At 72.4% G+C, this 23,741-nt stretch carries 18 protein-coding genes; 6 read left to right on the plus strand and 12 right to left on the minus strand.

The annotated features are described in order from the left end of the window. Positions 1 to 64 precede the first annotated feature (64 nt). The 5 genes from paaE to paaA are packed head-to-tail and all read right to left on the minus strand — an operon-like array spanning position 65 to position 3,896. The gene (paaE, locus tag ACH4DZ_RS42580; protein WP_398294876.1) at positions 65 to 1,240 is read right to left on the minus strand and encodes a 1,2-phenylacetyl-CoA epoxidase subunit PaaE; all 1,176 of its coding nucleotides are present in this window, start codon (positions 1,238 to 1,240) and stop codon (positions 65 to 67) included. Next, entirely contained in the window at positions 1,240 to 1,755 is a 516-nt protein-coding gene (gene paaD / locus ACH4DZ_RS42585) for a 1,2-phenylacetyl-CoA epoxidase subunit PaaD (RefSeq protein ID WP_398294878.1), read from the minus strand. The genes paaE and paaD overlap by 1 nt, the downstream gene beginning before the upstream one ends. Further along, positions 1,749 to 2,576: a 1,2-phenylacetyl-CoA epoxidase subunit PaaC gene (gene paaC / locus ACH4DZ_RS42590; protein ID WP_398294880.1), complete on the minus strand. Its 828-nt coding sequence runs from the start codon at positions 2,574 to 2,576 to the stop codon at positions 1,749 to 1,751. Before paaC ends, paaD begins: the two co-directional genes overlap by 7 nt. A gap of 10 nt (positions 2,577 to 2,586) precedes the next feature. Next, positions 2,587 to 2,907, minus strand: a complete 321-nt coding sequence (gene paaB, locus ACH4DZ_RS42595) for a 1,2-phenylacetyl-CoA epoxidase subunit PaaB (RefSeq protein ID WP_398294882.1) — start codon at positions 2,905 to 2,907, stop codon at positions 2,587 to 2,589. Beyond that, on the minus strand, positions 2,904 to 3,896 hold the full coding sequence (gene paaA, locus ACH4DZ_RS42600; RefSeq protein WP_398294884.1) for a 1,2-phenylacetyl-CoA epoxidase subunit PaaA: 993 nt from the start codon (positions 3,894 to 3,896) through the stop codon (positions 2,904 to 2,906). Before paaA ends, paaB begins: the two co-directional genes overlap by 4 nt. A 474-nt stretch (positions 3,897 to 4,370) precedes the next feature. Here paaA and ACH4DZ_RS42605 point away from each other — a divergent pair, with 474 nt between their 5' ends. From ACH4DZ_RS42605 to ACH4DZ_RS42615, 3 genes are read left to right on the plus strand one after another with little or no spacing between them, the layout of a single operon-like run. Beyond that, positions 4,371 to 5,801, plus strand: a complete 1,431-nt coding sequence (locus ACH4DZ_RS42605; protein WP_398294886.1) for a family 2B encapsulin nanocompartment shell protein — start codon at positions 4,371 to 4,373, stop codon at positions 5,799 to 5,801. Then, entirely contained in the window at positions 5,798 to 6,856 is a 1,059-nt protein-coding gene (locus ACH4DZ_RS42610) for a family 2 encapsulin nanocompartment cargo protein terpene cyclase (RefSeq protein WP_398294888.1), read from the plus strand. Before ACH4DZ_RS42605 ends, ACH4DZ_RS42610 begins: the two co-directional genes overlap by 4 nt. 47 nt (positions 6,857 to 6,903) lie before the next feature. Beyond that, a complete protein-coding gene (locus ACH4DZ_RS42615; protein ID WP_398294890.1) occupies positions 6,904 to 7,779 on the plus strand; it encodes a geranyl diphosphate 2-C-methyltransferase in 876 nt (291 codons plus the stop codon). Between the two features lie 63 nt (positions 7,780 to 7,842). Here ACH4DZ_RS42615 and ACH4DZ_RS42620 read toward each other — a convergent pair whose 3' ends face one another. Genes ACH4DZ_RS42620 through ACH4DZ_RS42635 form a run of 4 tightly spaced genes read right to left on the minus strand, consistent with a single transcriptional unit; the run spans position 7,843 to position 12,701 of the window. Then, on the minus strand, positions 7,843 to 8,997 hold the full coding sequence (locus tag ACH4DZ_RS42620) for an XdhC family protein (RefSeq protein WP_398294891.1): 1,155 nt from the start codon (positions 8,995 to 8,997) through the stop codon (positions 7,843 to 7,845). Then, positions 8,990 to 11,119: a xanthine dehydrogenase family protein molybdopterin-binding subunit gene (locus ACH4DZ_RS42625; protein ID WP_398294893.1), complete on the minus strand. Its 2,130-nt coding sequence runs from the start codon at positions 11,117 to 11,119 to the stop codon at positions 8,990 to 8,992. The genes ACH4DZ_RS42620 and ACH4DZ_RS42625 overlap by 8 nt, the downstream gene beginning before the upstream one ends. Next, entirely contained in the window at positions 11,116 to 12,108 is a 993-nt protein-coding gene (locus ACH4DZ_RS42630; protein WP_398294895.1) for an FAD binding domain-containing protein, read from the minus strand. The genes ACH4DZ_RS42625 and ACH4DZ_RS42630 overlap by 4 nt, the downstream gene beginning before the upstream one ends. Further along, a complete protein-coding gene (locus tag ACH4DZ_RS42635) occupies positions 12,105 to 12,701 on the minus strand; it encodes a 2Fe-2S iron-sulfur cluster-binding protein (protein WP_398294897.1) in 597 nt (198 codons plus the stop codon). The genes ACH4DZ_RS42630 and ACH4DZ_RS42635 overlap by 4 nt, the downstream gene beginning before the upstream one ends. 340 nt (positions 12,702 to 13,041) lie before the next feature. On the opposite strand from ACH4DZ_RS42635, the gene ACH4DZ_RS42640 reads away from it, so the two are divergent. Further along, a complete protein-coding gene (locus ACH4DZ_RS42640; protein ID WP_398294899.1) occupies positions 13,042 to 13,623 on the plus strand; it encodes a TetR/AcrR family transcriptional regulator in 582 nt (193 codons plus the stop codon). A gap of 185 nt (positions 13,624 to 13,808) precedes the next feature. Here ACH4DZ_RS42640 and ACH4DZ_RS42645 read toward each other — a convergent pair whose 3' ends face one another. Then, complete coding sequence (locus tag ACH4DZ_RS42645) at positions 13,809 to 14,984, minus strand: cytochrome P450 (RefSeq protein ID WP_398294901.1); 1,176 nt, start codon at positions 14,982 to 14,984, stop codon at positions 13,809 to 13,811. Positions 14,985 to 15,114: 130 nt separating this feature from the next. Further along, complete coding sequence (locus ACH4DZ_RS42650) at positions 15,115 to 18,309, minus strand: AAA family ATPase (RefSeq protein ID WP_398294902.1); 3,195 nt, start codon at positions 18,307 to 18,309, stop codon at positions 15,115 to 15,117. A 195-nt stretch (positions 18,310 to 18,504) separates the two neighbouring features. On the opposite strand from ACH4DZ_RS42650, the gene ACH4DZ_RS42655 reads away from it, so the two are divergent. Continuing rightward, positions 18,505 to 21,471: an AAA family ATPase gene (locus ACH4DZ_RS42655; RefSeq protein ID WP_398294904.1), complete on the plus strand. Its 2,967-nt coding sequence runs from the start codon at positions 18,505 to 18,507 to the stop codon at positions 21,469 to 21,471. 70 nt (positions 21,472 to 21,541) lie between these two features. On the opposite strand, the gene ACH4DZ_RS42660 is transcribed toward ACH4DZ_RS42655, so the two are convergent. Continuing rightward, complete coding sequence (locus tag ACH4DZ_RS42660) at positions 21,542 to 22,450, minus strand: hypothetical protein (protein WP_398294906.1); 909 nt, start codon at positions 22,448 to 22,450, stop codon at positions 21,542 to 21,544. 414 nt (positions 22,451 to 22,864) lie between these two features. Here ACH4DZ_RS42660 and ACH4DZ_RS42665 point away from each other — a divergent pair, with 414 nt between their 5' ends. Next, entirely contained in the window at positions 22,865 to 23,593 is a 729-nt protein-coding gene (locus tag ACH4DZ_RS42665) for a LuxR C-terminal-related transcriptional regulator (RefSeq protein WP_398294908.1), read from the plus strand. Positions 23,594 to 23,741: the final 148 nt, after the last annotated feature.

Here is a 23,741-nt window from a genome sequence, read left to right on the forward strand (position 1 = left end):
CGACGTACGGTCCTCCGTCGCACGGTCCTCCGTCGTACAGCCCCTCCGCCGTACGGCCGCCACCTCAGCTGTCGTAGTCCACGGTCACGGTTTCGGAGACCGGGTACGACTGGCAGGTCAGTACGTAGCCCGCGTCGACCTCGGCGTCCTCCAGGGCGAAGTTGCGGCGCATGTCGGCCTTACCGTCGGTGATCAGCGCACGGCAGGTGCCGCAGACGCCACCCTTGCAGGCGAAGGGCAGGTCGGGACGGGTCCGCTGGGCGCCCTCCAGGATGCTCCGGTCCCTGACCAGGGCCGAGGTGGTGGAGCGGCCGTCGAGCGTGACGGTGACCTGGCTGACAGGCCCCTCCACGGCCGCCTCCTCGTGACGCACCTCCCGCACGGGCTCGTCGTCGGCGTAGAACAGCTCCCGGTGGACACGGTCGCCGGGCACACCGAGGCCGGTCAGGACCCGCTGGGCGTCGACGACCATGCCGTGCGGCCCGCACAGCCACCAGTGGTCCGCCGACGCCACATCGACCAGCGAACCGACCAGCGCCGAGAGCCGCTCCGCGTCGAGGCGGCCGGACAGCACCTCGGCCTCGCGGGGCTCACGGGACAGCACATGCGCGAGCTGGAACCGCGCCGGATACAGGTCCTTCAGATCCGCCAGCTCGTCGGCGAACATCACCGTGTCCGTGCGGCGGTTGCCGTAGAAGAGGGTGACCGTCGAGCGCGGGTGGGCCGCCAGGACGGACTCGGCGATGGACAGCATCGGCGTGACACCGGAACCGGCCGCGACCAGCACGTGGTGGCCCGGCGCGGCGAGGTCGGGCGTGAACGTGCCGGTGGGGGCCATCACTTCGACCGTGTCGCCGGGGCGTACCTCTCGCACGAGCCAGGCCGAGAACAGACCGCCCGGCACCACACGCACCCCGATGCGCGGCACCGCACCGGCCGGCGAACAGATCGAGTACGAACGCCGCTCGTCCCGCCCGTCGACCACGCGCCGCAGCGTCAGCGACTGACCGGGCGCGAAGGCGAACTCCGCCGCCAGCTCCGCCGGGATCACGAAGCTCACGGCCGCCGCGTCCTCGCAGAGCGGCTGTACGGCGGCGACGCGCAGGGAGTGGAAGGCGGGGCGGCGGCGGACACGGGGAGGCACCGCCGGCGCGGGGGCGGGAGCCGTCGCGACCGGTGCCGGGGCCGGGGCCGCCGCGTCCGTGGTGTCTCCCGCCGGCTCTTGCCTCAGGCCTTCCATCAGATCTCCTTGACGTACTCGAACGGTTCGCGGCAGGCGCGGCAGCGGTAGAGCGCCTTGCAGGACGTGGCCGAGAAGCGGGACGTCTCCTCGGTGTCCGCCGTGCCGCACCGCGGGCAGGCCACCGCGCGGCGGACGGGGGTCAGCACGAGCGGCACCGGACCGGCGGCGCGCCGGGGGGCCGCTCCCGGCGGTGCGATCCCGTGCTCGACGAGCTTGCGGCGGCCCTCGGGGGTGATCCAGTCGCTGGTCCACGGCGGATCCAGGACCGTACGGATCTCCACGCGCGCGTACCCCGCGCCGCGCAGCCGGGCCGCCACGTCCGCGCGCATCTCGGCCATCGCGGGGCAGCCCGAGTAGGTGGGTGTCAGCCGCGCGACCACGGTGCCGTCCCCGGCCACCTCGACCCCGCGCAGGACGCCGAGGTCGGCCAGCGTGAGCATGGGCAGTTCGGGGTCCGGCACCTGTTCGGCGATGTGCCAGGCGCGCTGCGCGTTCTGCACCGCGGTCACCATGTCGCCCCCGGGTGGGCGCGGGCCACACTCTGCAGCTCGGCCAGCAGCGGCGCGAGATGGTCGGTGTGCTCCCCTGCCCTGCCCGCGCCGGGCAGCGGGCGGTACACCGGCATGGGGAGCCCGGCCGCCTCGGTGACCTGCCGCAGGACGGCGACCACCTCGTCCCGTACGTCGTACGCCGTGAACAGCTCACCGAAGTACGGGGCGATCTGCTCCATCGCCTTCCGGGTGCGGCGGTGCGACTCGTCCGTGCCGTCGCCGAGGCGCACGACCCACTCGGCCGCGTACTGCCGGTGGTACGTCAGTTCCTTGACGCCCTTCGCCGCGACGGCCGACAGGACGGGGTCGGGATGCGACGACAGCTCCTCGAAGTGGGCGAGCCGCCAGCTGGACAGCACCAGCAGCCGGACGACCGAGAACGCGAAGTCGCCGCCCGGCAGTTCGGCCAGCCGGACGTTCCTGAAGTCGTCCGCGTCCCGGAAGTAGGCGTACGCGTCCTCGCCGCGCCCGGTGCCGTCGACCTGGCCCGCGCGGGCGTAGAGCAGGCGGGCCTGGCCGAGGAGGTCGAGGCCGATGTTGGCGAGGGCGACCTCCTCCTCCAGCTCGGGGGCACGGGTGGTCCACTCGGCGAGCCGCTGGGCGCTCACCAGGGCGTCGTCGGCGAGGGCCACGCAGTCCGCGGCCAGCAGGTCGGCGGCGACGCCTTCGAGCACGGTGGTGTCCACCCCGTGCAGCGGGTCCTCGAAGCCGGTGCCGTACGCCCAGCGGGTGTCGTCCTCGTGTCCCTCGACGAGGGACAGATAGACATGGTCGTCGCTCATGCCCTGCTCCTCAGATGTGCGGGACGTCGTCGGGGATGTCGTAGAAGGTCGGGTGGCGGTAGACCTTGTCGGCGCTCGGCGCGAAGAACGGGTCCTTCTCGTCGCGGGTGGAGGCGGCGATGTGCTCGGAGCGCACCACCCAGATCGAGACGCCCTCGTTGCGGCGGGTGTAGAGGTCGCGCGCGTGGGTGAGGGCCATCGTGTCGTCGGCCGCGTGCAGGGAGCCCACGTGGACGTGGTTCAGCCCGCGCTTGCCGCGCACGAAGACCTCGTACAGCGGCCAGTCGCCCCTGGCGGTCTCCGCCGTCGCGTCCGGGGTGGAGTCGCTCATGCGGTCGCCCCTTCCTGCGCACGCGCGCGCCGTGCCCGCTTGGCCGCGTGGGCCGTGGCCGCCTCCCGTACCCAGGCGCCGTCCTCGTGGGCGGACCTGCGCCGCCGCACCCGCTCGGCGTTGCAGGGGCCGTCGCCGCCGATGACCCGCTTCAGCTCGGACCAGTCCGGGGTGCCGAAGTCGTGACGGCCGCGCTCCGCGTTCCAGCGCAGCTCCGGGTCGGGGAGGGTCACGCCGAGCTTCTCGGCCTGCGGGACGGTCATGTCGACGAAGCGCTGACGCAGTTCGTCGTTGGTGTGCCGCTTGATCTTCCAGGCCATGGAGGCCGCGGAGTTGGGCGAGTCGCCGTCGGGCGGGCCGAACATCATGAGCGAGGGCCACCACCAGCGGTTCACGGAGTCCTGGACCATGTCCCGCTGGGCCTCGGTGCCGCGCATCATGGTCAGCAGCAGCTCGTAGCCCTGCCGCTGGTGGAAGGACTCCTCCTTGCAGATCCGCACCATCGCGCGCGCGTAGGGCCCGTACGAACTCCTGCACAGCGGGACCTGGTTGCAGATCGCCGCGCCGTCGACGAACCAGCCGATGACGCCGACGTCGGCGAACGTCGGGGTCGGGTAGTTGAAGATCGACGAGTACTTCTGGCGTCCCTCGATCAGCCGCTCGGTCAGGTCCGCGCGGTCGGCGCCGAGCGTCTCGGCGGCCGAGTACAGGTACAGCCCGTGGCCCGCCTCGTCCTGGACCTTGGCGAACAGGATGGCCTTGCGGCGCAGCGACGGGGCGCGGGTGATCCACTCGCCCTCGGGCTGCATTCCGATGATCTCCGAGTGCGCGTGCTGCGCGATCTGCCGGACGAGCGTCCTGCGATAGCCGTCGGGCATCCAGTCGCGGGGCTCGATCCGCTGGTCCCGCGCGATCGTCGCGTCGAAGTGCTCCTGCAACAACGGCTCCGGGTCCGGGAGGGACGTCCCGGCGGAGTGTGTCGTGGTCATCGATACCAGCTCCCCTACCGACCATTCGTTCGGTACCAGTGTGCCGCCTTTCCACGACCCGGGCAAGACCCGGGCTCGATCACACGCCCGAAAACCGCTCCTGCCCGGCCCGGAACCGCAGGCGAACAGGCGGGTCCAGGGGCGTGCCGGTCCCGAGGTCCGAGCCGCTCGTACGCCCCTCGCGCCGGTCGCACGGGGGTCGTGACCGGCGCGGGAGCGCGTCGGCGTCGTCGGTGTGCCTCGCGATACCGCGCGCCACGTCCGGGGCGCGAACACGCCCCTTTCACGCGGTTCCCGGCCGCCCCCGTGGCTGTTTGGCTTTACACGCAGCCCGCGCTGCCCAGTCGTCCGCACAGCCCCACAGCCCCACAGCCGTCGCCCCGACCTCCACCGCCCCCGTGCACCCGCGTCCGACAGCCGCCCCGCGTCCGCCCAGCACCGCCCGCCTGTTCGCATCACGTACCCGGAGGACATGTGACCGCCCCGGAAAGTCCCCCCGACAGCGCCGTCGGCCCGCCCGACGCCGAAGCACCCTTCACCAGTCTCGGCACCCGGGCCGCGCGTCAGCTCACCACCACCACCAAGACCGCACCGCAGATGCAGGCCATCACCTCGCGGTGGCTGCTCAAGATGCTGCCGTGGGTGGACGTCAAGGGCGGCACCTACCGGGTCAACCGGCGGCTACAGCTCCGCGTCGGCCGGGGCCGGGTGCAGTTCGACCACAACGGCGCCGACGACATCAAGGTCATCCCCGAGACACTCACCGAACTGCCCGCCCTGCGCGGCTACTCCGACACGGCGGCCCTGCAGGAGATCGCCGCACGTTTCCGCGTGCGGGAGGTCCGCGCCGGCCAGGTCCTCTTCGACGCCGGGCAGCCCGTCACGGAGGCGTATCTCGTCGTCCACGGCCGGTTCACCCGCTACACCCCCGGCAAGTACGGCGAGGAGGAGGTCACCGGGGTCGTCACGGACGGCGCCCAGCTGGGCGACGAGGCCATCGGCCAGGAGGATCCGCGCTGGCACCACTCGGTACGGGCCGACACCGCGGGCGTGGTGCTGACACTCAACTGGGACAGCCTCGAACAGTTCGTGGAGCGCACCCCCTCCCTCGCCGCACAACTGGCCGCGTTCGCCGAGCGGCAGAGCAAGCCCATGAACCGCAAGGGCGAGGCCGACGTCCCCATGCAGGCGGGACACGCGGGCGAGCCGACCCTCACCGGTGGTTTCGTCGACTACGACCTCTCCCCGCGCGAGTACGAGCTGTCGCTCACCCAGACGGTCCTGCGCGTCCACACCCGTGTCGCGGACCTCTACAACAGTCCGATGGACCAGACCGAGCAGCAACTGCGCCTGGCCATCGAGGAGATTCGCGAGCGCCAGGAGTGGGAGCTGGTCAACAACCGCGAGTTCGGCCTGCTGCACAACATCGACCACGCCCAGCGCGTCAGCACCTTCTCCGGCCCGCCGACCCCCGACGACCTCGACGAACTGCTGTCGATGCGCCGCAAGACACGGGTGTTCCTGGCCCACCCGAAGGCGATCGCCGCCTTCTTCCGGCAGTGCAACCGACGCGGTCTCGTGCCCGGCACCACCACCATCGAAGGTCATGAAGTGCCGGCGTGGCGCGGTGTCCCATTCCTGCCCTGCGGCAAGATCCCGATCAGCCGGCAGCACACGAGCAGTGTCATCGCCCTGCGCACCGGAGAGGCCGACCAGGGCGTGGTCGGCCTGTACCAGACCGGCATTCCCGAGGAGTACCAGCCGGGCCTCAACGTCAGGTTCATGAACATCGACACCACCGCGATCATGAACTATCTGGTCACCGCCTACTACTCGATGGCGATCCTCGTTCCCGACGCGGCGGGAATCCTGGAGAACGTCCAGGTCGGGCGGACCGCGGAGTGAGCGCCCCGCCCGTACCCCACGCGGCTCCACGACTGCCCGGGCCGCCGAATCTCGCAAGCGCCACCACCAGCCGTCGCGGTGGCACGGTACCCGGGCTGCGATACCGGCCCGCCGTGCCCGCGGACCCGGAGAAGGCCGCGGAGATCGACCGCAGGCTGGAGGCCTGGGCCCGTGCGCTGGACCTGTTCCCCCAGAGCTGGACGGGAGACTTCTCGGGTTTCCAGTGCGGCCGCGCCGTCGTGCTCCAGCACCCCGGCGCGATCAGCCTCGACCACCTCACGGCGGCCGGGAAGCTGCTGCTCGCCGAGAACGTCGTCGACGACTGCTACTGCGAGGAGGTCGAGGGCAGGGGCGGAGCGGCCCGCGGGCTGGGCGGGCGGCTGGTCATCGCCCAGTCGGCGCTCGACCCGTACCACGGCACTCCCGAGCTGGAGGAGGAGTGGCGCCGCGGCATGGAGGCCGACGGGCCGCTGCGCTCGTACCACCACGCCCTGCGGGACTACCGCGAACTCGCCACACCCAGCCAGAGCGACCGGATCGTGCACGACCTGGCCCGGCTGCACATGGGCTATCTCGCGGAGGCCGCCTGGTCCGAGATCCGGTACGTGCCGCAGGTCTGGGAGTACCTGGTGATGCGGCAGTTCAACAACTTCCGGCCCTGTCTGTCGATCGTCGACGCCGTCGACGGCTACGAACTGCCCGCGGCCCTGTACGCCCGGTCCGAGATCCAGCGGATCACCGCGCTCGCCTGCAACGCCACCACGATCGTCAACGACCTGTACTCCTTCACCAAGGAACTGGCCTCCGACCCCACCCATCTGAACCTGCCCCAGGTCGTCGCCGCCAACGAGCGGTGCGGGCTGAAGGCCGCCTATCTGCGGGCCGTCGAGATCCACAACGAGATCATGGAAGCGTTCGAGGAGGAGTCGGCGGTCCTGTCCGCCACCTCCCCCCTCGTCGCGCGCTACGCCGAGGGCCTGGCCGCGTGGGTGTCCGGAAACCACGAATGGCACGCCACCAACTCCCACCGCTACCACCTGCCCAACTACTGGTGACGCCCGCCGTCCCCGCCCATCACCACCACGCCACGAGGAGTGCCCACTTGACCATCACCAACGCCGAGACCGCCGCCGCATCGGTGCCGAGCCAGTCCACGTACCAGACCCGCGTCGCGGACTACTGGAACGCCGAGGAGAACCCGGTCAACCTCGAACTGGGGAAGATCGACGACCTGTACCACCATCACTACGGCATCGGGGCCGTCGACCGGTCCGTGCTCGACGAGGGCCCCGGCTCGGGCCCCGACCGGATCACCGCCGAACTGCACCGGCTGGAACAGGCCCAGGCCGAACTGCTGGCCTCCCAACTCGGCGGCGACCTCTCCCCCACCGACCGCGTCTTCGACGCCGGCTGCGGGCGCGGCGGCGGCAGCGTGGTGGCCCATCTGCGGTACGGCTGCCACGCCGACGGGGTGACGATCTCCCGGAAACAGGCCGACTTCGCCAACGAGCAGGCCCGCAAGCGGGGCATCGACGACAAGGTGCGCTACCACCACCGGAACATGCTCGACACCGGCCTGGAGACCGGCGCGTACGCGGCCTCCTGGAACAACGAGTCCACCATGTACGTGGAGTTGGACCTGCTCTTCGCCGAGCACGCCCGGCTGCTGCGCCGCGGGGGCCGCTATGTGACGATCACGGGTTGCTACAACGACGCCTACGGGCGGGCCTCCCGTGAGGTGTCGCTCATCAACGCCCACTACATCTGCGACATCCACCCGCGCTCGGAGTACTTCCGCGCGATGGCCCGCAACCGGCTCGTACCCGTCCATGTCCAGGACCTGACCGCCGACACCATTCCCTACTGGGAGCTGCGGCAGCAGGCCGGTCATCTGGTCACCGGCATCGAAAAAACGTTCCTGGACGCTTACAGGAACGGCAGTTTCCAGTACCTGCTCATCGTGGCCGACCGCGTCTGACGTGTCCTGAACCGGAACCGGGCCCGGCCGTCGTGATCGACGGCCGGGCCCGGTTCCTGGCCTTCAGGCCGCCTCCGCGGCGTCCGTCGCGTCCCGCGCTCCGCCGTCGCGGTGGATCGGGGCGCGCGTCCCGGTGAGGGGCGCCCCCGTTCCGCCGCGTCGGGCCGCGACGATCTCGGCCGCGATGGACAGGGCGGTCTCCTCGGGCGTACGGGCGCCGAGGTCGAGGCCGATCGGCGACCGCAGTCGCGCCAACTCCGCCTCGGTCAGGCCGACTTCCCGCAGCCGCCGGTCACGGTCCGCGTGGGTGCGGCGCGAGCCCATCGCCCCGACGAACGCGACCGGCAGCCGCAGTGCCTGCTCCAGCAGCGGGATGTCGAACTTGGCGTCGTGGGTGAGCACGCACAGCACCGTGCGCCCGTCGGTGGCGGTGCCCCGCAGATAGCGGTGCGGCCAGTCGACGACCAGGTCGTCGGCCTCGGGGAAGCGGGCCCGGGTGGCGAACACGGGACGGGCGTCACACACCGTCACGTGATAGCCGAGGAACTTTCCGGCCCGCACGAGCGCCGCAGCGAAGTCGATCGCACCGAACACGATCATGCGCGGCGGCGGTACGTTCGACTCGACGAGCAGGGTGAGCCCGCCGGGGCAGTTGCTGCCGTCCTCCGAGAGGTCGAGGGTGCCGGTGCGTCCGCCGTCCAGCATCGCCCGCGCCTCGGCCGCCGCCGTCCGGTCCAGCTCCGCGGAGCCATGGCCGTACGACCCCTCGTACGAGCCGTCGGGGTGCACCAGCAGGGCACTGCCGAGGAGTTCGGCCGGGCCCCGGACGACCCGGGCGAGCGCCCTGGGTTCGCCCGAGGCGACGGCCGACAGCGCCGAGCGGAACACCTCACGGACCGGCGCCTGTGCCGCGACCGGGGTGATCATGATGTCGAGCACCCCGCCGCAGGTCAGACCGACCGCGAAGGCGTCCTCGTCGCTGTAGCCGAACCGTTCGAGGACGCTCTCGCCGTCCTGGAGCGCCTGTACGCACAGGTCGTACACCGCTCCTTCCACGCAGCCGCCGGAGACCGAGCCGATGACCGTGCCCCCGCTGTCGACGGCGAGGGCCGCGCCGGGACCGCGCGGTGCGCTGCCGCCGACGGCCACCACGGTGGCCACGGCGAACTCACGGCCCTCCTCGACCCAGCGGGCCAACTCGTCGGCGATGTCAAACATGCGGGCCCGCCGTGATGACGCGGTCCGGCCGGATGGGCAGGTCGCGGTGGCGCACCCCCGTCGCGTGCCAGACGGCGTTGGCGATCGCCGCCGCGGCCCCCACGATGCCGATCTCGCCGATGCCCTTGATCCCGACCGGGTCGTCCGGGTCCGGGTCGTCCACCCAGTCCGCCTCGACGAGCGGTACGTCGGCGTTCGAGGCGACGTGATAGCCCGCGAGGTCGGCACCGTACAGGGCGCCGGTGTTCCGGTCCCTGACCGCCTCCTCGTGCAGGGCCATGGAGATGCCCCAGATCATCCCGCCGGTGAACTGACCGCGGGCCGTGAGCGGGTTGATGATGCGCCCCGCGGCGAACATGCCGAGCATCCGGCGCACGCGCACTTCTCCGGTGCTCACGTCCACGGCGACCTCGGCGAACTGCGCCCCGAACGAGTGACGTTCCTTCTGCGCGAGGGCCCCGACGGCGGCGGTGGTGTCCGACCGTACCGTGATGCCCTCCGGCGGGATGCCGTCGCTCAGGGCGAGCCGCTCCCGCAGTTCCCCGGCCGCGGCCGTGACCGCCCAGGCCCAGGACCGGGTGCCCATGGAGCCGCCGGCGATCATCGCCGGACCGAAGTCGCTGTCGCCGATCCGCACGTGTACCCGGTCGGTCGGCACCTCAAGGGCATCGGCGGCGATCAGGGTGAGCGCGGTCCGGGCTCCCGTTCCGATGTCCGCGGCGTTGACCCGCACGGTGAAGGTGCCGTCGGCCTCCGCGGTCGCGGCGGCCGTGGACGGCATCGCTCCCACGAAGAAGGAGGCAGCCGCCGTGCCGGTGCCGATCAGCCAGCGCCCTTCCCGGCGCACACCCGGACGCGGGTCCCGGTCGGCCCAGCCGAACCGGCGGGCGCCCTCCTCGAAGCAGGCGGGGAGGTTGCGGGTGCTGAACGGCAGTCCGGAGACCGGGCCCACCGCGGGCTCGTTGCGCGTGCGCAGCTCGATCGGGTCGATGCCGAGCTTCTCGGCGAGTTCGTCGAGGGCCGACTCCAGCGCGAACGAGCCGGGCGCCTCGCCGGGAGCGCGCATGAACGTCGGGCTCGGCACGTCGAGCCGTACGACGCGGTTGGCGGTGTGGTGGGCGGGGGCGTCGTACATCACGCGGGCCACGCCGGCACCCGACTCGATGAACTCGTACACGGTCGAGGTCAGGCTCAGGCAGCTGTGCTCCAGCGCGCGCAGCCGTCCCTCGGCGTCGGCGCCGAGCCGGACCCGCTGGGTCGTGGGGCTGCGGTAGCCGGCGAGCGAGAACATCTGACGGCGGGTCATGACGACCCGGACGGGGCGGGACAGGACGGTCGCGGCCATCACCGCGGCGACTTGGTGGGCGCGGACGCCCTTGCTGCCGAAGCCGCCGCCGACGTGCTCGGAGCGCACGTGCACCGAGGCCGGGTCGAGCGAGAAGAGGCTGGCGAGTTCGGCCGCGACCCAGATCGTGCCCTGGTTGGAGTCCACGACCTCAAGCCGGCCGCCGTCCCACAGGGCCGTCGCCGCGTGGGGCTCCATCGAGTTGTGGTGCTCTTCGGGTGTGGTGTACACGGCGTCCAGGACGACGGCGGACGAGGCCAGTTCGGTTTCGAGGTCGCCCTTCTCCGTCACCGCCGGCCCGCCGGGGCCGGGTATCGAGTACGCGTCGGGGTGCTCCCCGGCGAAGGTGACGTCGTGCGCCTCCTCCTCGTAGTGCACCACCAGCGCCTCGGCGGCCTCCCTGGCCTGCTCGGAGGTCTCGGCGACGACCAGCGCCACCGGCCAGCCCGCGTGCGGCACCCGGTCGTGCTGGAAGACGGCGATGGTCGGGTCCGGCGGCATGCCGAGCATGCCTACGTAGTCCGTGTCGACGCGCGGGGCGTTCCCGTGGTGCAGAACGGCGAGGACGCCCGGCATGTCCAGGACCGGAGCGTCGTCCACCGAGCTGACGCGGCCACGGGTGACCGTGGAGAGCACCAGCCATCCGTGGGCCAGTTCGGTGAAGGGGATCTCGGCCGCGTAGCGGGCCGCTCCGGTGACCTTGTCGCGGCCCTCCACACGGGTGTGCGCGGTGCCGACGGCCGGTACCGCCCTGATTCCGGTCGTGGTGGTGGTCATCGGGCGGCCTCCTCGGCGAGTTCGCTCAGCACGGCGACGACGAGGTTGCGCATGAGTGTCACCTTGTATCCGTTGTGCGGCAGCGGCCGGGCGGCCGCCAGTTCCGCGTCGGCCGCGGCGGCGAAGGCGGCGGCGTCGACCGGTCCGCCGGTCAGGGCCGCTTCGGCCGCACGGGCCCGCCAGGGCCGGGACGCGACGGCCCCGAAGGCGAGGCGCACCTCGTGCACGACACCGTCCCGCACGTCGAGCGCGGCGGCGATCGAGCCGATCGCGAAGGCGTACGAGGCCCGCTCGCGCACCTTGCGGTAGCGGGAGTTGGCGGCGACCGGGGCGGGCGGCAGGACGACGCCGGTGATCAGTGCCCCCGGCGGCAGGGCGGTCTCCAGGTGCGGGGTGTCGCCCACCGGCAGGTAGAAGTCGGTGAGGGGCAGCTCGCCCGGCCCGTCGGCCGTCTCGTAGGTGACGACGGCGTCGAAGGCGGCCAGCGCCACGCCGAGGTCCGAGGGGTGGGTGGCCACACAGTGGTCGGAGGCGCCGAGGATGGCGTGGTTGTGGTGCTCGCCCTCGATGGCGGGGCAGCCGCTGCCGGGGTCGCGCTTGTTGCACGGCTTGGTCACGTCGGTGAAGTAGCCGCAGCGGGTGCGCTGCAGCAGGTTCCCGCCGACGGTCGCCATGTTGCGCAGTTGCCCGGAGGCGCCGGCGAGGACCGCCTGCGTCAGGGCCGGGTAGCGGCGGCGCACGTCGGGGTGCGCGGCGAGGTCGCTGTTGGTGACGGTCGCGCCGATGCGCAGTCCGCCGTCCTCGGTCGACTCGATGCGGTCCAGCGGGAGCTCGCGTACGTCGACGAGCCGGCCGGGCCGCTCGACGCCGGTCTTCATCAGGTCGACGAGGTTGGTGCCGCCGCCGAGGAACCGGGCGTCCGGGTCGGCGTCGAGCAGCGCGAGGGCGCCGGAGACGTCGACCGCGCGCTGATATCCGAACTCCTTCATGCCGCTGCCCCTTCGCGCTCGGTGCCCTGCGCGGCCTGGGCGGCTCGCGCGTCGGCATCCGCCTCGGCCGCGCGGGCGACCGCCTGCACGATCGACACGTACGCGCCGCAGCGGCACAGGTTGCCGCTCATGCGCTCGCGTATCTCGTCGGGGGTCAGGGGCGGCGGTCCCGCTTCGGGGCGTACGTCGTCGGTGACGGCGCTCGGCCAGCCGGCCGCGTGCTCCTCGATGACCGCGACGGCCGAACAGATCTGTCCAGGTGTGCAGTAGCCGCACTGGTATCCGTCGAGGTCGAGGAACGCCTGCTGCACGGCGTGCAGCTGATCGCCCTCGGCGACGCCCTCGATGGTGGTGATCTCCCGGCCTTCGGCCGCCACCGCCAGTTGCAGGCAGGCGACGGCCCGGCGTTTGTCGACCAGGACGGTACACGCCCCGCATTGCCCCTGGTCACAGCCCTTTTTGGTGCCGGTCATATCGAGGCGTTCACGCAGGGCGTCGAGCAGGGTGGTGCGGTGGTCGACGGTCAGGGTGTGCTTCTCGCCGTTGATGTTCAACGTGACGGCGCTGTACGTCGACGGGGGCGCTGTGGCCATGATCAGCCTTCTTTCACATTCCCGGTTCGTCCGACGAGGACGGTCCGGCAGGCAGAGAGAACGGAAAAACGCTATAGACGTAGGAGACGCGAAGAGTCGTCGGAATAGGGACCGGGAGTGGTGTCTGGTGGGGGATGACGCCCCGTGCAACGGTGGCGGGCCGGAAGCGTGCATGATGCAAGCAGGCAGGACCGCGGCCGGCCACCGCCATCTGTCCAGGCAGGACGGCTCGCCGGTAAGGTGTACCTAACCGGACAACTGTCCGCTCACAAGAAAACGTAGTGGACACCTGTCCGCTTAGCAAGGACGGGATTCGGCCACGAACCCGCGAGGAGGACGCGTGCGGCACAAGAAGGACGCACCTCTGCGCTCGGACGCGCAGCGGAACCGCGAGCGCATCCTCGAAGTGGCCGTGGCCGAGCTGACGCTCTGCGCGGACGCCCCGCTCAGCGTCATCGCCAAGAAGGCGGGTGTCGGGCAGGGCACGTTCTACCGCAACTTCCCCAACCGCGAGGCGCTCGTCCTGGAGATCTACCGCCACGAGATGCAGCAGGTCGCCGACGCGGCGTGCGAGCTGCTCCACGCCCATGAGCCGGAGCGGGCGCTGCGCGAGTGGATGGACCACCTCGCCCGGTTCGCCATGACCAAGGCGGGGCTGGCGGACGCGATCCGGCAGGCCACCAGCGCCCCGGGCAGCCCGGCGAAGCCGGAACCCACTCCGGTGGCGTCCGCGGCGGAACTGTTGCTCCGCGCCAACGAGGAGGCGGGCACCATCCGGCCCGGCGTGAGCGCGGACGACTTCTTCCTCGCCATCGCCGGCCTCTGGCAGCTCGACCCGCACGGGGACTGGCAGTCGCGCGCGGCCCGCCTCCTGGACTTCGTCATGGACGGGCTGCGCGCGGGGGCCCCGGGCCGCCGGTGAGGCCGCGTTCCCGGTGGTGTCGGGAGAGGGGTTCCTCACGCAGAGGTTCCTCGTGCAGGGCGCTCCGGTCCTCGGAGCCGACCCGGTGGAAGTACGCGTAGAAGAGCGCAGGTCCTTCCCGTGCGGGTCCTTGGCGAACTCGGCCTGGGTGCGCCGGAGTGACGGTCGGTCGGAGTGGCGGGCGGTCAGACCGGGCTGTCCCACAGGACGTGGAGGCTGAGCGGCTTGCGGAAGACCAGGCCGTACGGGGCGGTGGGGCGGACCGGGTCCAGGCGCAGGGCGGGGAGCCGTCCGAGCAGGTGCCGGAGAGCGATACGGGTCTCCAGTCGCGCGAGATGTGCGGCGAGGCAGTAGTGCGGGCCGTGGGCGAAGGCCAGCTGGAGGCGCGCGTTCTCCCGCCGGACGTCGAACCTGTCGGGGTCTGGGAAGACCTCGGGGTCGCGGTTGGCTCCGGCCAGGGAGACGGTGACCAGGTCGCCCCGGCGGACGGTGACCGGGCCGAGGACGGTGTCGCGGGTGGCGTAGCGGTCCACGACCGCGGCGCCCGGTTCGAGGCGCAGCGACTCCTCGATCGCGCCGTCCAGCAGCTCGGGGTCGGCCCGGACGAGGGCGAGCTGGTCGGGGTGGCTCAGCAGATGCAGCAGCGCGTTGGTGATCATTCCCTCGGTGGTCTCGATGCCGCCGAACATCAGGACCGCGGCGTTGGACGCCACTTCGGCCGGGGTCAGCCGTCCGGCGGCGGAAACGAGGAGCGAGGCCGCGTTCCGGTCGGCGACCGTGGCCTCCACGGCCGCCCGCAGCTGCGCGTAGGCCGCGGTGCCGGCGGGACCCGCCGCCTGTCCCGCGGTGATGTCCGAGACGGCCGCCACGATGGAGTCGTACCAGGACAGGACCGTGGCGGTACTCGTGCCGACCAGCCCGAGTGCCTCGGTGACGACGGCGACCGCGAGCGGACCGGCGAAGGCGCGTCGCAGGTCGGCGGTGCCGGCCGGGGCCAGTCCGGTGATGAGCCGGTCGCTCTCCCCCTCGATGAACGAGGCGAAGCCGTCATGGACCGCCCGGGGGCGGAAGGGAGCGGTGAAGGGCTCACGGTGGCGGGCGTGCGGGTCACCGTCCAGGGACAGCATGCTCGGCCCGACGACCTGCGCGGTGGAGAACCGGGGATCGTCGACCGTGAAGGTCTCGGCGTCCCGCATCACGCTCATCGCGAGGTCCCGGCGGGTCACCAGCCAGCCGTCCAGTTCGGGCAGCCAGGACACGGGCTCGTGCGCACGGAGCCGTGCCAGTCGTGCGTGGGGGTCCCGGGTGAGTTCGGCCAGCGTGGTCGCGGCGCCGAGAGGGGAGGAGGCGACGGCGTTCATCGCGGGGTCCGGCGTGGCGAGGTCCGGGCGGGTTTCGGGGTCCGGGCGGGTTTCGGGGTCCGGGCGGGTATCGAGATTCGCGCCGGCATCGAGGTCCGGGCCGGTATGGGGTATCCGATCACACGCAAGGCTAACAATCGCCGTTCGGTACCTGCTCGGTCCGTACTCGGCCGTGCTCGGCCGTGCCACGGTGGACGCGGTAGTGGGTGAGTACGGCGGTGACCACTTCGGTGCGGGACCGCAGTCCGGTACGGGCGAACAACCGGGTCAGGCGGTTGGCGACCGCGTCCTCGCTGAGCCGCAGCACCGTGGCGATCTGGCGGTTGGTGAGTCCTTCGGCGATCAGGGTCGCGAGCAGCTGTTCGTTCTCGGCGGTGGCCTGCCGGCGCCCGGGGACGGTCGTTCCGGCCTCGCGCATGGCGGTCCTGGTGTGGAAGCGGGGCAGTGCGGCGCCGGTCTCGCCGAACAGTTCGTACGCCTCGTGCAGCAGGGCGGGCGGGCCGGCGCCCGCGTCCGCGGCGGCGACGAGGGTCACCGCGGTCTCGAACGGCTGACTGCGGGAGCGGGCCAGTTCCACTGCCTCGCGCAGGTTGTCGTGGACGGTGCCGCAATCGTCCGGACCGACCTGGCGGGCCTGGCTGGCCTGACCGGCATGACCGGCATGACCGGCATGGCGGACGCCGACCTGACCGATCGGAGCGATGTGGCCGGGCCGGCCGTTCTGTCGCTGAACGTGGGCCGACGCGAGCAGATACCTCAGCCGTGTCCTTGCGTCACCCGTGCGGTCGGAGATCCGTCGCAGGTGTCGCAGACAGGCCGCCGCCTCACCCGTACGTCCTTCCTCCGCGTGTGTCTCGGCGAGTGCGGCCCACAGTTCGTCGGTGCCGGCGATCTGTCCGCGGGCCGCTGCCGCGTCCAGGCCGCGACGCAGTACCTTCTCGGCGCCGGACGGGTCGCCGAGGGCTCGCAGCAACTCCGCTTCGACGGCGTCCAGGGAGTACTCCAGCGGACCCTCCTCGTGGCCGCGCGCGCTGTCGCCACGCACGCTGTCGAGGAGGCGGCGGGCGCTGGTGGGGCGGCCCCGGGCCAGCAGGATGGCGGCGGTCCGCGCCGGGACCAGATGGCTGTCCGCCGCGGGGGTGCTCGTCTGGTTGTTCACCAGCATCCAGCGGGCCGACTCCAGCGCCTCGTCCCAGCGGCCCTGGAGATGGCGCCACAGGAACAGGCTGCGCGGAGCCAGCACGTCGGCCGCCAGACCCCGCGCGTCCAGCAGGGCTTCGGCCGCGCGCAGGTCCCGGCCGCTGAGGAGTTCGTCGAACATGGTGGTGGCGAGCGCGTGGACGTGACCGGTGTCGAGGTACGACGCCTCCGGGAAGGCCAGCGACTCCCGGAAGCGCTCCGGCCGGCCCAGTGCCAGTTCCGCCACGGCCCGGAAGTAGGCGGGCTTCGCCCGGGCCTGGGCATCGGTGTCCCACACGGACTCGGTCCGCGCCAGCAGCTCCAGTACCTCCTGCCACCTCTCCAACTGGCCGAGGGCCAGGGCCCGGCCGGTCACGGCGGCCAGGTCGGGCAGGCGCAGCTCGTCCCACCAACGCGCCGTGGCCAGCCGGGACAGGGCCCGCCAGTCCAGGTCGTTGGCCGTCGCCGCCGTGCACAGACTGGCGGTGTCCTGCAGCGCCCGGGGGCCGAGGACGTCCGCCAGGTTGCGCAGGACCGACTCCGCGATGGTCCGTGCGATGCGGTGGTCGCCGGCGTTGTAGGCGGCCTCGGCGTACCGGTGCAGGGCCGCGACGCGGTCGGCCGGCCGCTCGACGAGGTGGCCGGCCGCCCGGCACCACCGGAGCACTCCCCTGCCCTCGGGGTCGGGGTGCAGTCTCTGCGCGGCGGCCGTCAGTTCGGCGACGGCGCGGTCGAGGTCGACGAGTGATCCCGCTTCCGCGACGCGGTCCGCGAGGTAGGCCACCGCGTCCGCCTCGTCCGGCAGGGCCACGACCGCCGGTCTTCGCGGGTACGGAGTGACGCCCTCCCGGCTCACCGCGTCCTGCTCCGCCCACAGCGCCTCCACCGCGGTGGCGGACAGCCGACTGCGCTCCAACGGCCCCAGCCGCTCCCGAACGGCATACGCCACGAGCGGCAACCGAAACCGCCAGCCGGGCGGGGTCGTGTCGTCGCGGACGGGAGACTCAGTGTCCGCCCGAGCCGGTGCCTGTGCTTGTGCCGGTGCCTCTGCCTGTGCCTGTGCCTGTGCCGGGAGGTCTTCCGCGATGTCCGCGTCGGTCAGGGTGCGGAGCGCGTCGCTCACCGTGTCCACGGACAGGCCGGTCGACGTCGCGATCAGCCGCGCGGCCCGTCCGCCGAGCGGCCACAGGATGCTCAGTGCCCCGGCCACCGTGCGGCACGGCTCGCCCAGCGCGTCCAGCGCCGTCATGAACCGGTCGTTGTCCGACAGCACCGGCGTCGGTCTCCGCGCACCGACGAAGGCGTGGCCGTCGGCCACCCTGATCGCGCCCTGCCGCGTCCACCCGGTGAGCAGCGCGTCGACCGCACCGGGAACCCCGAGGGTGAGCTCCCGCACCCGTCGGGCCAGCGTCGTGTCGGGCGTGGCCCGCAGTCGGCGCGCCACCACGGTGGTGGTCTCTTCCGGTCCGAGCCGGGACAGGACGACCGTGTGGGTCCCCCCGGCGGTCTCCAACCCGGTTGCCCGGCGCCCCTCACCGGCCCCGCCCGCGCTCGGCTCGCCGCGCCCCACTTCCGAGGCCAACAGCCGCACGGTGTGCGGCACTCGCGCGAAGTCGGTCTCCCGGAGCACGGCCAGCGAACCGGCGTCGGCATGCTGCACGTCGTCCATCACCACGACCACGGACGCGGGTACGGATGCGGACGCGGGCACGGGCACGGGCTGCGCGAGAGCGGCACGCAGCAGTCCCGCCATGGCCGTCCCGTCACGCTGCTCGGCCGCCCGCAGAGCCTCGGTGGCCGGCCGCGTCGACCGTTGGTGTGCCGCGGCCGTACGGTGCTGTTCCAGCGCCATGACCAACCGAAGCGCCAGCAGAAACGGCCGTACTTCGTCGCCGGGTACGCAGCCCACGGCGAGCACGACCGTCCCCTGCGCGCGCAACCGTTCACCGACTCCGTGCACGAACTCGGTCCGCCCGGCGCCTCGTTCACCGCGGACGAGCACCACGCGCGGCCCGCCCGGATCGCTCAGCCGACCATGGACCTCGTCCAACTGCCGTTCGCGGCCGACCGGTCGACCGGCGGTGCCGTCCAGACTCACGGCCGTACCCCCGTGGAGCAGCCAGGGGGTTTCGGACGGGGCAGTCATGGTCCACCGCGCTCTCCTCGACGACATGTGCCGGGCGGGCGGTGACGCGCCCACGGGGAGAGCGCCGTCGGCCGGCCCTTCGTCCGGGCTTTCGGCCGGCGACAGCCATTATGGTCATGTGCCAGGGGCTGTTCACATGTGGTCGTTTCCGCTGGTCATTTCCGTCCGGCGCGTACCGGATCAGGAGGCGCGGACGTGTACGACGGCGGACCTGTCATAGGCCGGGACAGCGAGATCCGGGACGTGACCCGGACCCTGCTGTCCACCGGTGCCCCGGCGCGCGTCCTGCTGGTCGTCGGCGCGGCCGGGACGGGCAAGACCGCCGTACTGGAACACGCTCGGCGAGCGGCGGCCGAGGAGGGCGCCAAGATCCTGCGGCTGCGCTGTCACGACGGCGGGAGCACACCCGGCGCCATCGCCCTGGCCGACGGCGTCCACAGCGCACTCAGCAAGGTCCACGACCGCCGGAACACGGTCCGCGTCAGCGGCGCCCGCCGAACATTTCGCCAACCCCCAGGACAACACGGTGAGTTGAGTCAGCTCTCCGCCCTGAGCGAGGCCCTCACGGAAGCCGCCCGCGACGCCCCTTTCGCGCTGGTGATCGACGACGTCGAGCACCTGCCGTCGGCCACCGCCTCCGCCCTCGGCCTGCTCATACGTGTCTTCCGCCCGGCCGGTGTACCGATGGTGATGGCCGGCCGACCGGTACACCCGGGAGACGGCGGGGCCTCGCAACTGACGTCGGCCGCAGACCGGTTGCTCGAACTGCCCCCACTGGGTCCCACCGACGTCGAGGCCCTGATGGAGCGCGGGCTCGGCCGCCCGGTCGAGCCGGCACTCGTGACGGCGGTGCTCCGTGCGCTCGGACCGATGGCAGGCACCCCCGAGGCCGTACTCTCGGTGCTCGACTCGGTGGACGGACGCGGCGGCCTCCTCGAACTCGGCGGCCGTGTCTGCCTGACCGAGCCGGAGCAGGCACTGCGGCTCACCACGGACGTGGCACGGCTGAGGCGGCTCTGCTGGCCGGGCGAGCCACCGGACGCCGCCGACCTGGACGCGGCCGCCGCGGTGGCCCGCGCCCTGGAACACGCCGAGATACGGTTCGACGATCTGCACCGGCTGAAGCCGGGAGGCCCCCGGCGGGCCGGCCTAGTCGACCGGGCCCTGACACCGCTGGTCGGGGACGGGATCCTGACCGTGGACGAGGACGGCCGGGCGTCGTTCGCCGTCCCGGCGCTCGCGGCGGCGCTGCGCGCCCTGCCCACCCACCACGACGTGTCGTCGCTGCACGCCCTGATCACCAGGTCCCTGAGCGACCGGCTCGGCGCGGAGACCGCGGGAGGCGGTCACCCCCGCCTCGCCGACCATGTGACCGCCGCAGGCGCCGAGTTGGACGACACGCTCGCGGTGGACGTGCTGTTGGCAGCGGCCCGTACGGACGCCAGATCCGACTGGCCGCGGTCGGTCCGCGCCTACTCCTCGGCGCTGAAACGCCTGACTCCGTACGACCGCAGGACGCCCGGGGTGCTGTACGAGTCCGCCGAACTGAGCCTGCGCCACGCCGACCACTCCGGTGCGCTGGCCCTGGGCGAACCACTGCTCGCCCGCCTGGCCGCGTCACCCGCCGAGCGGGCCACCGGGGAGGGCGGCGGAGCCAGGGACGGAGGCGAAAGCAGCCTGCAGAGTGGCGAAGGCCCGGACGGAGGCGAACGCCCATACGGAGATCGGGATCGAGACCGGGATCGGGATCGGGATCGGGATCCGCTGGTGCATGTCACCGAAGTGTGGGCTCTGGCCGCGTTGCACGAACACCGGTTGCCCTACTCCGGTGGCTCCGGCAGCCAGGACACCGGCGCCCCGGAACACCCGCCCGCCGTGGAGGGATACGCGGCGCTGGCAGCTCCGTACGGAATCGGCCGGGTCGCACGCCGTCCGGAGGGCGAGGCGCATTTGCCTGTGCGCCACCCGGTCGACGACCGTCGCCCCGGATCCGGGCCGCTGCCCTCACCCGCGGAACTACGGTTGCTGGCCGCCGCCGCGGGCGGGCGCGCCGAGCTGCTGGAGGCACTGGACGCCCTGCCGCCGGAAGCGGACAACGCGCACACCATGGACCGGCTGCGGCACGCGGCCACCCACGCGGACCTCGCTGACGCCCTGGCCGCCGTGCTCGGCGATCGCTACACGGGGGCGGGGGACAGCACCGCCGCGCGCTACCACGCCATGGTGCGCTCCTATCTGGAGGGCGACTGGGACCAGGCTCTCTCGGCCGCCCGCCGCATCGAGGCACGCAGCCGGACCCGTGGCACGGAGGCCGCCACCGCGCAGTGCGCCCGCGCGCTGGCGGCCGAGATCCACTGCGCCCGCGGGGAGTTGGGGCACGCCCGGGCATGGCTGGAGCTGATTCCCGACGGTGTGACCCACCCGCTCGTCGCCTGGGCGAGGCTGAGTCTGCGGTACTGGTCGGGCCAGGCGGCAAAGGCGCTGGAGGGGGCGCGCGAGGACGTACGGCGGGCTCGCGGGGACGGTCTGCTGTCGGGCATCGAGAAGGTGCTGCTGCGGCATCTGTCGTACGCCCTGCTGGAAGGCATGCCGCAGGCCATGCGTCAGACCCTGGGCGAACTGGAGGCGCTGCACGAGGAAGTGGGCTCTGCCATGACGCACGAGACCGTGCTGCTGGGCCGGGGTCTGGTGCGCGGGGAGGTGGACGGCGCGCTGGCCGCCCTGCGGTCGGTGGACCAGCGGGGTGATGTGTACATGAGTCTGCTCTGCCGGCTGTGCCTGGTGGAGATCGGCGACGACTCCGACCGGCGGCTGGCCGAGGCCTCGTACCTCGCGCAGTCGCTGGGGATCGGGCGCGCCACCCGTACGACACTGGGGCACATGGCGCGGCGGCGGAGTCTCGTACTGCCGAGACTGCGGCCGGCCAGGGACCGGTTGAGCGCGGCGGACGTCAGGCTGACGGTGCTGGTCAGCGACGGGGCGACCAACCGGCAGATCGCGGCGCGGCTGGCGTCGAGCGAGAAGACCGTGGAGCGGCGGCTGACGCAGTTGTTCCAGCGCACCGGGTGCCGCTCCCGGGCGGAGCTGGCCGCGGCCTGGCTGGACGGCAGCCTCGCCGACCGCGGCCTGGTGCCGGACGGTGTGCCCGGCACCGCCCGGTAGCCGACGGACGGAACAGGTCGAACAGCCTGACAGGTCCGACAGGTCTAACAGGTCTGACAGGTCTGACAGGTCAGGCGAAGCGGGCGGTGTGGGTGTCGACGAGGACACCCAGGCGGCCGGTGTCCAGGGAGCCGTCCGTGTTCACCCCGATGTGCCATTCCGCGTCGGTGATCCAGCCGAGTACCAGGAGCGCGTCGGTCTCGCGCAGCGGGGCGTCGGCCCATCTCTCGTCCCGGAACTGGGCGGCGGTGACCACGAAGAGACGGCGGGCGTGCGTTCCGCCGACCGACGCCCCTCCGGCCCTCCCACCGTCCTCGTGGGCCAGGGCCTCCTTGTGGGCCAAGGCCTCCTTCCGGGTGGCCGCGGGGTACAGCCGGGCCGACCGCGTGCCCAGTCCGTCGGTCACCGGAGGTGTGGTCGCCGAACCCACCAGGACGACCGTGGCGAGGTGCCCGACCGGCCCCGCGACGACCTCGGTGATGAGGGCCTGCGCCAGGCGCAGCACCTCGTGGTCGTCACCTGTCAGGGCGATCGGCCCCGACAACTGCGCGAGGTCGACCAGCACCCTGTCTCCCCTGTACAGGCCGAGGGTGACGGTCAGGGAGTAGGGATGCGTGGGCCCGCCGCCGGAGGTGCCGGTTCCGCGCAGGCTCGCCGGGTCAAGCGACCACTCCTTGCCCGAGACGTCCGACGTCCACGGTGAGGGCGCCGCCGCGTCGGCGTGCGCGAGCTGCACGGTGAGCCGCTGTCCCGAGTGGACGACCGTCTGCACCTCGGGCAGTCGGCGCGCGTCCTGCGCGCGCCCCTCGGCCAGTGCCTGCAGACCCAGGGCGACGGCCTCCAGTACCTTCCGGTCGGCGCCCGGCCCCGCGGTACGGGCCTGTCCGGAGGAGGAACCGAGCTTCCGCCGGGTCAGTGCGGCAGCGGCTCCGAGCAGCACCAGGCCGAGCACCACGAACAGGACAAGGGACACGATCATGGGACTACCTTTGTTGCTAGAAGTGCCAGAAGTTGCGGGCCGTTGCCGGGCGTTGCCCGGAGCGGCCAGGAGTGGTCACGGGCCGCCACGGCATCCCGCACGCACGCTCCGGCAACCGGAGTGCGTCGGAACGCGCTCTCACCCCATCGTTGTGCGACCGGCTCCCCCGGTGAAGGCGTCATCGCGAACCTTGCCGTTCCGTACAGGAAGTTCTCGCGGACCTCCGCTGAGCCGCCTTGCGCAGAGCGGGCTTGAGCAGGGCGGCCGAGTGCTCGCGCCAGGTTTCCCTCGGTTGTGGAGCCGAGGGCCCTCGGCACGGCTGTCCGGTCTCCGCGGGTGGCAGCATCAGCTCCCTGAACCATCTGGACGACCACATTCCCCATGGGCGACCACAGGCGCGAGGCGGGAGGGCCCATGCCCCAGCGGGTACTCACCGAGACCGTGCGCGTGGCGATCCACGCGCCCGCGCCCTTGGTACGTGCCGGGCTGGCCGGTTTCGTCGCCCTGGACCCCCGTCTGCACGAGTTGCCGCGGGACAGGATCCGCGAGGCCGACGCGATCGTGGTCGCCTTGGAGGTGGCGGACGCCTCCGCGCTGGACCTGCTCCCCCGCCTGAGCGACGAACCCGACGCACGCTTCCTCGTGGTCGTGGGCAAGCAGTGGCGGGCCGACCTGTCAGCGGCACGGAAGCGGGGCGTACGCGCCGTCGTGTGGTGGGACTTCTGCAGCCCGGATGTCTTCGCCCGGACCGTGCGAGCGGTGGCGGGCAGCGGCGGGAGCGCTCCCACTTCCCCAGACACACCCGCACCCGCCCCCGCCCCCGCACTCGCACTCGCACTCGCACTCGCACGTCAGGCACCTCTTGCCGAGCGCACGAGCCAGCACTCCGCCACCGCCACCGCCACCGCCACCGCCAACACAGTTGCCGCCACCACCCGCGCCCGGACCGTACCCAAGCTGAACTCCCGCGAGGTGGACGTGCTGCGCCTGATCGCGGAGGGAAAGCAGTGCGACGAGATCGCGGTCGAGCTCTCCTACTCCGAACGCACGGTGAGATACATCCTGTACGGGGCCATGAAGCGCACCCGGACCCGCAACCGCGCGCACGCCGTGTCCTACGCGATACGGGCCGGGCTGATCTGAACCGCCATGGCTGAAGCGGCGGGATCGGTGCCCGGCCGGTAGGTCACCCGGTAGGCGAGGGTGCCCGGGTATGCGACCTGCAGAGGGACCAACTGTCTTGGTGTTGCCCGGCGGATGTGTGCGGCAGAGCGGTCACGGCACCTCCGGG

It is taken from the genome of Streptomyces sp. NPDC017991, assembly GCF_044328075.1.
Taxonomy (GTDB): Bacteria; Actinomycetota; Actinomycetes; order Streptomycetales; family Streptomycetaceae; genus Streptomyces.

What these genes read in the sequence shown, in the direction of transcription:
- ACH4DZ_RS42660 (WP_398294906.1), bottom strand. Translation starts at nt 22,450, where the DNA reads ATGATCGTGTCCCTTGTCCTGTTCGTGGTGCTCGGCCTGGTGCTGCTC.
- ACH4DZ_RS42625 (WP_398294893.1), bottom strand. Translation starts at nt 11,119, where the DNA reads ATGACCACCACCACGACCGGAATCAGGGCGGTACCGGCCGTCGGCACC.
- paaB (WP_398294882.1), bottom strand. Translation starts at nt 2,907, where the DNA reads ATGAGCGACTCCACCCCGGACGCGACGGCGGAGACCGCCAGGGGCGAC.
- ACH4DZ_RS42645 (WP_398294901.1), bottom strand. Translation starts at nt 14,984, where the DNA reads ATGAACGCCGTCGCCTCCTCCCCTCTCGGCGCCGCGACCACGCTGGCC.
- paaA (WP_398294884.1), bottom strand. Translation starts at nt 3,896, where the DNA reads ATGACCACGACACACTCCGCCGGGACGTCCCTCCCGGACCCGGAGCCG.
- paaE (WP_398294876.1), bottom strand. Translation starts at nt 1,240, where the DNA reads ATGGAAGGCCTGAGGCAAGAGCCGGCGGGAGACACCACGGACGCGGCG.
- paaD (WP_398294878.1), bottom strand. Translation starts at nt 1,755, where the DNA reads ATGGTGACCGCGGTGCAGAACGCGCAGCGCGCCTGGCACATCGCCGAA.
- ACH4DZ_RS42650 (WP_398294902.1), bottom strand. Translation starts at nt 18,309, where the DNA reads ATGACTGCCCCGTCCGAAACCCCCTGGCTGCTCCACGGGGGTACGGCC.
- ACH4DZ_RS42635 (WP_398294897.1), bottom strand. Translation starts at nt 12,701, where the DNA reads ATGGCCACAGCGCCCCCGTCGACGTACAGCGCCGTCACGTTGAACATC.
- ACH4DZ_RS42620 (WP_398294891.1), bottom strand. Translation starts at nt 8,997, where the DNA reads ATGTTTGACATCGCCGACGAGTTGGCCCGCTGGGTCGAGGAGGGCCGT.
- ACH4DZ_RS42665 (WP_398294908.1), top strand. Translation starts at nt 22,865, where the DNA reads ATGCCCCAGCGGGTACTCACCGAGACCGTGCGCGTGGCGATCCACGCG.
- paaC (WP_398294880.1), bottom strand. Translation starts at nt 2,576, where the DNA reads ATGAGCGACGACCATGTCTATCTGTCCCTCGTCGAGGGACACGAGGAC.
- ACH4DZ_RS42630 (WP_398294895.1), bottom strand. Translation starts at nt 12,108, where the DNA reads ATGAAGGAGTTCGGATATCAGCGCGCGGTCGACGTCTCCGGCGCCCTC.